4 protein-coding genes are annotated in these 11,226 nt (G+C 45.6%); all 4 read right to left on the reverse strand.

The window, feature by feature from the left end; all coding sequences use genetic code 11:
• Window positions 1-356: 356 nt before the first annotated feature.
• The 4 genes from PBN151_RS07985 to PBN151_RS08000 are packed head-to-tail and all read right to left on the reverse strand — an operon-like array spanning window position 357 to window position 11,225.
• A complete protein-coding gene (locus PBN151_RS07985) occupies window positions 357-2,843 on the reverse strand; it encodes a non-ribosomal peptide synthetase (RefSeq protein WP_072728592.1) in 2,487 nt (828 codons plus the stop codon).
• 23 nt (window positions 2,844-2,866) lie between these two features.
• The gene (locus tag PBN151_RS07990; RefSeq protein WP_072728593.1) at window positions 2,867-7,345 is read right to left on the reverse strand and encodes a non-ribosomal peptide synthetase; all 4,479 of its coding nucleotides are present in this window, start codon (window positions 7,343-7,345) and stop codon (window positions 2,867-2,869) included.
• On the reverse strand, window positions 7,333-8,079 hold the full coding sequence (locus tag PBN151_RS07995) for a thioesterase II family protein (RefSeq protein ID WP_072728594.1): 747 nt from the start codon (window positions 8,077-8,079) through the stop codon (window positions 7,333-7,335). The genes PBN151_RS07990 and PBN151_RS07995 overlap by 13 nt, the downstream gene beginning before the upstream one ends.
• Window positions 8,079-11,225 (reverse strand): cyclic peptide export ABC transporter, encoded by a 3,147-nt coding sequence (locus PBN151_RS08000; protein WP_227774514.1) that lies wholly within the window; start codon window positions 11,223-11,225, stop codon window positions 8,079-8,081. The genes PBN151_RS07995 and PBN151_RS08000 overlap by 1 nt, the downstream gene beginning before the upstream one ends.
• Between the last annotated feature and the right edge of the window lies 1 nt (window position 11,226).

The following is an 11,226-nucleotide window of genomic DNA, read 5'->3' on the forward strand; positions in this document are numbered from 1 at the left end:
TAATAAAAAAATCAGTAAAACCGATAAGATGAAAAGGAATAGAGTTCTGTAAAATGGTTTTGTGTGAACTCAAAAGCCAATTACTAGAAAGGGACAATGATCAATTTTGATACACCTATTCGCTCTAGATGATAGTTGACATTTAAGAGGGGGGCGAAAGCCCCCTTTTTACGGAAACATTTCACATGTTAAGTTCGTATACTTATAAACGAAGTAAGTACAGAACATCGATTAAGGGCAAAAATAGCTCTGTAAACTAGATATATCGTAAAAAACCACGTTGGATATCGTATAATATTGCTTTGAGCAAACATATGGTATAGATAATTCCAATTAACCGCTTCCTGGTTGAGCTTCTATCCTTCTTGACCACTTTTATGCTGAAACTGCAAAAAGCTTGCTATTGTCGGATACTTATACAAATCCATAGTATTGATAGAATAGCCGGCATGCTGCAACTCTTCAGCTAGTATAATTAATTTTAACGAATGACCGCCCAATTCAAAAAAGTTATGATGCACGCTAATCTGCTGTATGCCCAGTATTTCGGTCCAGATCGCTGCAACTTTTTGTTCCTCTGGGGTTTGTGGAAGGATTATAGTTTGCTGCCCGCGTAATTGTTGCCTATCGGGAACCGGTAGCTGGTCAGTGTCTACTTTTCCGTTAGGTTTTAACGGAATCCTCTCAATAATAATACAATCAGCTGGAATCATATAGTCCGGAAGCGATTTCCGTAAATGCAGTATCAGTTGGCTCTCCAGTTCATCAATACAGATTTCAGGCACAATATAAGCACACAGCGACAACTCGTCAGAAGTATTTTTAATAGGAACGACCACTGCTTCAAGTACTTGATCATGTTTTAATAATATATTCTCAATTTCACCCAATTCGATCCGGTAGCCCCGCAGTTTTAACTGCCGATCCTTGCGTCCCATAAATTCGATAGTTCCATCTTCACGCCAATAGGCTAAATCTCCTGTTCTGTACATGATTTGATCTGTTCGGCCAGGTATCCGCACAAAGCGATCCGCCGTCAGTTCCGGCCGATTCAGATAACCTCTGCCTACGCCGACACCACTAATACATAATTCCCCGGGTACACCAATAGGTTGAATCTGATCATCCTCACCTAAAATCGACACATTGGTTCCCGAGATCGGCTTTCCGATGGAAATACTGGTGCTTTCAGCCGAGCGAATATCATAATATGTTGTTATTACCGTGCATTCCGTAGGTCCGTAGCCGTTGACCAACCGTAAATCCGGGTATGATTCTAATATACGATTGGTTAAAACGGACGATAACACTTCTCCCCCCGTCAACAGTTGGTCAATACCGGAAAAAATATCAGAGTGATGACTCGCGAGATGGTGAAAAAGCGCTGTTGTAATCATCATTGAATTAACCTGTTGTTCTCGAATCGTTTCTTTCAACCGTTTTGGCTCCAGCAGGGTAGCTTTATCAACAATAACCAGTGTGCCGCCGTTTAACAGGGTGCCCCATATTTCTAATGTCGACATATCAAATACTATTGATGTTGCCTGCAACATTACCGTCTGGCAATCCATGGATAGATAATGAGGATCTTGTACCAGATTAAGAACGTTTTGCTGTTCGATCAATACACCTTTTGGTTGGCCTGTAGTGCCAGATGTATACAGCAAATATGCCAGATCTTCCGCTTTTGTCGGCACATCGAGATTGACCATCGGAAGTTCCCGGCTCAGGCTTTCTGCTACGAGAAGCGTTGAAACCATGTGTCCTTGCGGAATTTCATCCACATGCTGTACAAGCATCAACCGAGCCTGGCTATCTTCCAGAATAAACTGAATACGTTCATCCGGATATTCCATATCGATCGGCAGATAGGCGCTTCCTGCTTTCAATATTGCTAGGATAGATATGATATATTCGATGCCCTGGCCCATGCGCACTGCCACTAATTCATTATGCTGAATATTCCACTCTGTTCGCAGCATATTTGCAAGCCGGTTTGCTTGTTTATTCAGCTCATTATAAGTCAACTTCCTGCCGTTATGGACCAATGCAATTCGATCAGGCTGCAAGAACACCTGCTGCTCAAACTGTCTGGCAAGCGTTGTTGCCGGTCTGCTGTCGGGGATAACCGGATTGAAATCGTGCATAATCTTTTCCAGTTCAGTTAGCGAACAAATGGACAATTCACAAATCGCCCTATCCATGTTAAAAATGGTTGTTTGCAACAGTTCATTATAATGCACGGACAAGTTGCGAATCGTAGATTCTTTATACCGTTTGGGTGAATAATCAAACTTAATGTGCAGCCGATCATTCTGACGATTGAACAGTATGCGAATATAGGCCGGATCTGAAACATCCTCTATCTCGCTGTGAAGCCCTTCCATTGCAGCCACCACATGGAGCCGCTTCATCCGATTCGGTGCCAACTGCTGGTGGGAATAGACTACAGCCAGTTGTTCCCTGAGCTTCAGCACATATTCTTTAAAGCTGCAGGCCGGGTCGATAGCAAGATGGATCGGCAGAAGTCTGCCAGATTGCGCGGAGTTCCCTTGCATCGGCGAGCCGACCAGTCGATCCCTTTCGCCAGTGTATTTATACAGACAAACGTTCAGCGTTGCCAGCAAAAAGCAATACCATAAAAAATCCGACTCTTTGCAATATTGACCCAATTGCTTAAATATAGCGTCCTCTGCGGTATAATCTACAGTTTCCATGGTCATATGCTCTGCCAAATCCATATTCGTATAGTCAGGTATTACCGTAGCAACTGGAAGTTCATCTGAATAATAGCTATGCCAAAATTGATGCTGACTTGTTCTTTCCTTTTCGGATATAAACATAATCTTCCCCTCTCTGAGCGGCGTTAAAATGAAAATGTGTCGGTCAACAATGAATACATATCTCCATTTTCGGCATTTTTACATTGGTCGCTGTACCGATTCATACTTGCTAGTGTTTGATCAAGACCATCCGACAGCAATGATTCCAGCAAAGCAACGTAATTTTTTGCCATTTGCTCTACTGTATCCTGTCTGAACAGACGGGTGGAATACTCAAACGTGAAGCCCAGTGCATCCCCATCCTCCTGAGCGATTAGGAGAATATCAGCTATACTGGATTTTCGTTCATACGCATACGGCGTGATAACCAGCCCATCCACTTGCAGTGGATGGATATCCATATTTTGCAAGGCAAACATCGTCTGGAACAACGGATTGCGGTTGGCCAAAGGTCGAACGTCCAGCTTCTCGATTAGCAATTCCAAAGGATAATCCTGATTACTGAATGCTTCAATGGTATGAGTTCGCACTTCCTTCAACAGTTCGCGGACAGTTTTGCTGTCAGACGGTTGGCTGCGGAGCACAATCGTATTAACGAACATACCCAGCAACTGCTGGAATTCAACCTGATTGCGCCCAGCAACAGGAGTGCCGACCATAATATCTTCATCTCCTGAATAATGATGCAGGAGTGTGAAATACACGGTCAGTAACAACATGTACAGTGTCGTATGGGTGTCGTCCGCCAGCCGTTTGAGTTGGAAGGTCATTTCGATGGACACCTGGAATCGAAACAATGCACCTTCATAGTTCTGTTCATCGGGTCTTGGATAATCCGTTGGCAGATGAAGAACCGGCAGCGATCCCTTCATTATGTCCAGCCAATACCGCTCCTGCTTGTGCCAAGCATCAGACTGCCGGAACGACTGCTGCCAGACCGCATAATCCTTATACTGGAATTCCAACGGCGGCAACGATTCTCCCCGAAATAAAGCCATAACCTCTTCCGTCAGCAATCCAAGTGAAAAACCGTCCGAAATGCTATGATGAATATCGAATATCAGCACATGCCGCTCGGAAGATATCGTCACAACACCTACACGGAATAGAGGCGCCTGTGTTAAATCAAAAGGACGGACAAATTGTCTTATCCGTTCTGGAAGTTGTTCTTCCGTCCCGCTTATCCATTCTAGCGGGACTTCCACTTGGTCATGAACTTTGAATACGATCTGTTCACCTGCTCGCTGATGTGAAAGTCTAAGTGACTCATGCCGTTCCATTAGTTGCTGGATTGTCTTTTTCAAACGTTTCTTGTTGAGCGCTCCAGTAATCCAATTCACATCGGTTATATTGTTGCTCGTATCCGCGAACCGCCTCATTTTCTCTAGGACATAAAGACGGGTCTGCTGATATGAAGCAGGGTAGAATTCGCGCTGCTCCACAATTTGCGGTACCGGCAGGTCCTCTTTTTGCCGGAAACGCAGTTGATTGGCCAATCCACGGATCGTTGGCTGAGCAAAGATCTCATCCATGCCGACATCGACACCCAGCTCTTTGCGAAGCCTTGCTACGATCAGAACCGCTTTGAGCGAATGTCCACCAAGCAGGAAGAAATTGTCTGTCACGCTGATCATCTTCAATTCTAGTATTTCACTCCAGATATCAGAAATGATCCGCTCTAGCTCATCCAGCGGCCATTCATGCGAAATGAAATCTAAATCTGAAGCAGTTGTGACCCTATCAGGTGGTGGCAGCTCTTTAGTATTAATTTTATGGTTGGCAGACATGGGCATTTGCTTGAGCTGCACATACAGTTGAGGAACCATAAATTCGGGCAACAACTGTTGTAACTGTGTTCGCAAGTCCGATTCATTTAAAAATGTAGTTGCAGTATAATAGGCGCAAATCTGCGTCTCCTTACCCTCCTGCTTGATAGGAATAACAACCGCTTCCTGAATTTGAGGCAAGCTTAAAATTTGCCGTTTGATCTCCTCCAACTCAATCCGGTAGCCTCTAATTTTGATCTGGTGATCTCTGCGCCCCAGGTATATAAGATTACCGTCGGCACGCCATTTGACCAAATCGCCGCTACGATACAGTCGCTCCTGGTTAAGCCATGGTACCGTAAGAAATTTTTCATCAGTCAGGTCCTGCCGATTCACATAACCGGCCGTTAATCCGTCTCCGCCTATAAACAGCTCTCCGGCAACTCCGATGGGTACGGGCTGATTAAATGCATCCAGTACATAACAGGTTGTGCCGGTTATCGGTTTACCGATTGGAATACTTTTTTTCTCTTGATTGGTCACATCATAGGTCGTAGTATAAGTCGTACTTTCCGCTGGTCCATACCCGTTTTTGAGTCGGACATGCGGATGATGTTGCAACAGAATCTGCACATGTGAGGGGGACATCACTTCGCCACCCACAATAATGGTCTCCAGGTTATTAAAGATTTCAGGGTCTTCGTTTAACAAATGATTGAACAGGGCAGTAGTTGGAGTCATTATGTTGATGGAGTGATGTAATAGAAAAGGCTTCAATCGCGCTGTATCCAGGAACGTGTTTTTATCGGTTAAATACAAACTTCCTCCATTAAGAAGGGGTGCCCATGTCTCAAACGTAAACACATCAAATCCCAAAGCACAGGTTTGCAACAGCCGGGTGTTCTCGCTTAATTCCACATAATCGGTTTGTTTGACCAAACGCGAAATGCCAAGATGCTTGATCATAATCCCCTTAGGTCTGCCGGTCGTCCCTGAGGTGAAAATAATGATCGCCGTCTGGTCAGGTTCCCTAACCAATCCTAAATTGGCGGTGTTTGTACTGTACAATGATTCATCCAACAAATCCAGTATCTTCAAGCTTCCCGAAAGCGGCTGCTCGGGTTCTCCCTGTACAAGCAGCCATTCCATACTGCTATCCTCCAGCATATTTAATATTCGCTGTGTCGGATAATCCGGCTCGATAGGCACATAAGCGGCTCCTGCTTTGATCACAGCAAGCATACCCACGATCATCTCGAGAGAACGCTCTGCCATTATGCCAACATTCGTTCCTTGCACCAAGCCACGGCTCCGCAAGCTGTGTGCAAGCCTATTGGCTTTATCATTTAGTTCCCGATATGTATACATCCTTCCATCATGAAATAACGCGGTTCGTTCCGCGTGCAACTCTGTCTGTTCTTCAAAAATCCGATCAATTGTTAAACGAGGATAATTGATGATATTGTCGTTGAACTGATGTAATATAAGCTGTTTCTCCACTTCATCCAACAGATCAAACTGATGCAGTTCCATACCTGGCATCGTTGTTACCAGTCTGGACAATCTGACAAAATGAGCAGCCATTCTGTTCATTGTATCCGGTGTGAACAAATCGGTGCTGTATTCCAGCTTGCCGGTAATCACATCATTATCTTCTGTCAATTCCAGCGTCAGGTCGAATTTGGAGCTGTCACTCTCCCATTCATAGCGTTGGAAGACAAGGTCGTTCATCTCCAGTTCGTACTTGTCCATATTTTGCACAACAAGCATAGTATCAAAAATGGGATGTCTGCTTGATGAACGCGCAATATTCAGCCGCTCCACCAGCATATCAAGCGGATAGTCCTGATGATCGTAAGCAGATAACGTAGTTTGCTTGATTTGGGCCAACAATTCCAGGAAAGTCATGTTCCCTTGAGGACGTGTACGAAGTGCCAGCGTATTCACAAACATACCGATAACCGACTCCAATTCGGCGCTTCGGCGACCTGCAATCGGTGTGCCAATTACAATATCTGTCTGGGAAGTATAACGATGCAGCAGCAGCGAATAAATACTGAACAACACCATATACAGTGTTGCTCCTTCCTGTTGAGCTATCTGCCGCGCCGATTGGACAACATCCGCATTTAACTGAAAATGCACATAGTTACCGCGACCACTGCTGTATGACGGTCTGGCATAGTCAGTCTGCAAATCCAGTACCGGCAATTCGTCTGCAAACTGCTGCATCCAGTACTGCTCTTGTGCGCTCATTTTCTCACCGGAAAACAAATCGTTTTGCCACATTACATAATCCACATACTGCACATCTACCGGAGAAAGCGGAATGCCGTTATAAAGACAGCCGATCTCTTTTATCATAATTTGAATGGATATGCCATCCGCAATGATATGGTGAATATCAAAAAATAAATAATAGACTGTAGGAGAAGTGCGGATCAACTTAAGCCTGAATAATGGAGCCTGATCCAGGGCAAATGGCTGTGCCAGCGATTTCAATACTTCCTCGAGCTGCTCTTCCTCCACCTCAAGCGTTTCCAGCGAAAACGGAACCGTAGCCAGTACGGTTTGCGAAATATCGTTATTGTCTAGATCTGTCTCAAATATCGTCCGCATAGATTCATGCCGCTGGATAAGCTGCTGTACTGCCTGCTCAAATTTTTGGAGATCCAGTGTCCCCAGTATTTTGAAAACAGAAGATAGGTTATAGGCTACACTGTGCGGATTGAACTGCTGAACGACAAACAATCTCCTTTGAGCTGATGATGTTTCATAACAACCTATCGTTTCCATTGAATGAAACCCTCCTGATCTTGAATTGCGGCAGGGATGGTCTGATTGATAACGCTTACCACTTCCTCCATATGACTGTGTAGAAAAAAGTGATCCCCTTTAATCCATACGATTTCGCAGTTGTGAACGGTGTGCCGGTTCCATAACTGGATTTCTTCCCTGTTGATCTTATCGTTCAACCCGGCGAATACGGTTACCGGGCAATTTATCAAGGGCCGTGCCGGATCAAGACGATATGTCTCCAGTACACGGACATCGGCATTTAATACTTTTTTGAACTTTGCGGCCAACTCCGGACGGCGTTTAATCTCCGCTGGGATACGGCCATCCGGAAAAGACAATGGGGCCAGGAGCCTTTGCTTGAGACTGGACCAAGAAAATGTACGCTTCCGATCAGACAAAGGTGCAGGCCGACCGGATAGCAACAAATGGACAGGCGGCGGATACCCTTCCCGGAGCAGCAAATAATATAATTCATACGCTATCACTGCCCCCATGCTGTGCCCGTAAATGGCATAGGGTACTTCCTGTACTTGTGGTCCTATCTGTGTCACCGCATCCTTTAACATATCGGCAATGCTGGCCGCATAAGGCTCGTCATAACGAGCGCCTCTGCCGGCAAGTTCAACCGGTCGGAGCTCGATATGTGGACTTAGCTGACCTTTCCACTGCCAGTATATTGTAGCCGAGGCTCCTGCATATGGGAGGCAAAATAATATGGTTTTAACGGTCATCACCCCTTCTCGAATAACGGAATGCTTGGCTTGATTAAGGGAACTACCGTTTGTGTGGTCTGCTGCATAGCCACAATGCGCCCCCCATCCATTTTGATAATACGATCCGCTAGATGGAAATAATGATCATCATGCGTAATTGCTATAATACATTTGCCCCGATCCTTCATGTCCGGCAGCAGGGTATAATAAAAGAAACGGCGGTATTCCGGATCTTGATCCGCAGCCCATTCATCAAATAGACAGATTGGACGATCCTCCAAATACGCAATCAGCAAGGCCAGTCTTTTTTTCTGTCCGGTTGACAGTTTGGTTGTACTGAATGTGCCGTTATGAATAACGATCTTGTCCTGCAAATCCAGCAAGCGGAGATAGTGTTGAATTTCTGCTTCTTTAGCCTGCCAGTCGATGCCATACAAACGGTCGAATAGATGGAAATCGCCGAAGATCGCCGAGTAGTACTCACCTAGCCCACATGAGGAAATCACGCCATCATTCAGTGTCACCTTGCCTGTATCTGGTGTGTACAATCCAGTAAGTAACTTAGCCAAGGTTGACTTCCCACTGCCGTTACCTCCAGTAATAAAGGTGATGCTGCCACTGTCAAATGGGCAGTTGATGGGTCCGACCGCAAACCCGGTTGGTCCCGATGTGTTATTGCCCGAATAACTATAGGTCACATCTTCCAGTTGCAATCGAATCGGAACCGTCTGGACGGCAACGTCAGCAGATGGAGGTTGAATTCTCTGTTCCACCTCCCGGATCATTTGTTTAATGCGATCCCAACTGACCTTGCTCTGCGCATACTGGGGAACGCTGTCCAGCAGTTGATTGACGGGTCCGGTCATATACAAGAACACAAACACATAATTTCGTAGCATCGACGTATCCATCTGCTTAAAAAGCTCTGGAAATACAAATACCACACACCCGATCACCAGTATGAACAGCAGTTCTCCCAACACAAAAATGTCCGAATAACGCAGTTGATACACATTGCGCTTCTCTTTGTACGTTTCGCAACTGATCTGCATCTCTTCTCTGAATTCCCGGCGTTTGTCAGAATGAAGCGAAAGCTCCTTGAAGCCTTTCAGCAGATCATTGATAAACTTAAAAAAAACATTCTGGAGATCACGCGTTTCCTCCATTAAATGGTTCGCCCGGCTTCCTACATACATATACAATACAGCTAGCACAGCAATGATCACTATGGATAGCAGCAAGGCATACATGTTCATAATTCCAAGATATAGAAAACAGCATAACAAGGTAATCAGATTGGTCGCGCCCGATATCAGGATTCCCATGGAGCGACTGATGGCTTCGGTATCATTATTAAGCGTCGCTTCTACACGTCCTCGTTCAAAGCTGTCCATTTTGGAGAAGCTCGTTTGCAAAAACTTATCCACCAACTCCATCCGCTTGGCATAAATAATTTGATTGGTCAGCTTAACCAGCATAGCTCGGATGATTCGCTGTCCGAACACATACATCGCAATCGCCATCGCAAAATAAAACAGGAGCCCATTCATCAGATTATCCGTTCGGTTGAACGATTCATTGATAATAAAAATGACAAACGCATTCCCTAAACCACTGACCAAACCCAGAACAATTGGCGTCAGAAATGACTTCTCCGTGTTTTTTGGAAAAAACAGAGTCAGCAGCGAGTAAGCCATATACAAGGCTCCAGTAATCAGTAGCAGCCACACGGCGGTCATTACCGTCGATGGTAGCCATATTTCAATAAATCGCCAGGTCAGTTTGTACATCAGAATATCAGGAGCCTTGTATATCATCCATGCGAACAGGCAGGCAGCAATTAGATGATATCCTAGCAACCTGTAGGGCTTGGCCCGTTGAAAGGATGGTTTGCGTTTGCCGTTGCCAATGTCACGGAAGACCAGCACCAGATACACAAGTACCGCAGCTCCAATAATAGACAAGGCGATAATTAGGCCGACCGCCACAGAATCCGCTTTTTTGTAGGTATCGGAATGAATTAACGGAGGCTCTTCACCATGCAACTGGCTCAGGATGCCTTGTCCGATCCCTTGCGTATAATCGCTGTTTATATTAGCCATAATGACAACGCCAATGCCTTCTGCCGGACGCATGCCCACATAGGAAGAAAATGTAGGGTTGTTACCCGAATGCGAAATCTCACCTTCTCCGCTTTGGAAGATATCCCAGCCTACCGCATAGGATGCACCGTTGCTCTCAGGCGGAACCGTGCGATTCGGCAGATGAGATTGATCAATCAGTGAATATTCAAAAGATCCTGAATGATCGATTCCCATCTGAATTTTAAGCCACAGAGCCATATCCTCGGCATTGCTGACTATATATCCGGCAGGGGCATTGCCCACGAATGGCGGCGGGCTGTATAATTGCGGCCTTGTATAGGCCATTTTATAACCGGAAGCCAATTCCGCGGAGGCTATCGGTTCCTGCACCGCAAAAGTATGCTTCATCCCCAGCGGCTCAAAGATATTATCTTTCATATACTCGGCATAGCTTTGCTCACTAACCTGTTCAATGATTAATCCAAGCACATCGTAATTAATGGTCGCATACTCATACGTTTTGCCAGGCGCACGATTCAAGGGCTGGTTCTGCAATATGCGAACCGTCCTCTCCAATTCACCCGCTCCATAACCCTCCGGCAGATGGCCAATCGTATCAAACGGTATGCCGCTCGTATGATGCAGCAGTTGCTCTATCGTGATTACGGCCGGTTGATTATGATACACAGGTTGAAACCAGGGCAGATACTTGCTCACCGGATCATCCAGATGCAAGCGATTTTCCTTCGCCAGTTTTAACACTGCCAGACCAGTAAACGCCTTGCTGTTTGAACCAATTTCAAACAGGGTGGACGGACTGATGGCAGTGCCGGCAGACACGTCCTTGAACCCGTAACCCCGCTGCAATATGATCTGATCTCCACTGACTATCGTGACAGACATGCCCGGAATTTCCGCATGTTCCATTTGCTCCTGTACCCATGATTCAATTTGCTCCAGATAGCGGGGCGTCATGTCCTCTGCTGTATTCGCATAGGACATGACCGGTGCAGACAGCGCCAGCCAGCACGCCAATATACATATCCACAGTACTCTCCAGCATTTATACGGGGAATTCAAG

It is taken from the genome of Paenibacillus sp. NAIST15-1 (assembly GCF_001894745.1).
GTDB lineage: Bacteria > Bacillota > Bacilli > Paenibacillales > Paenibacillaceae > Paenibacillus_B > Paenibacillus_B suaedae.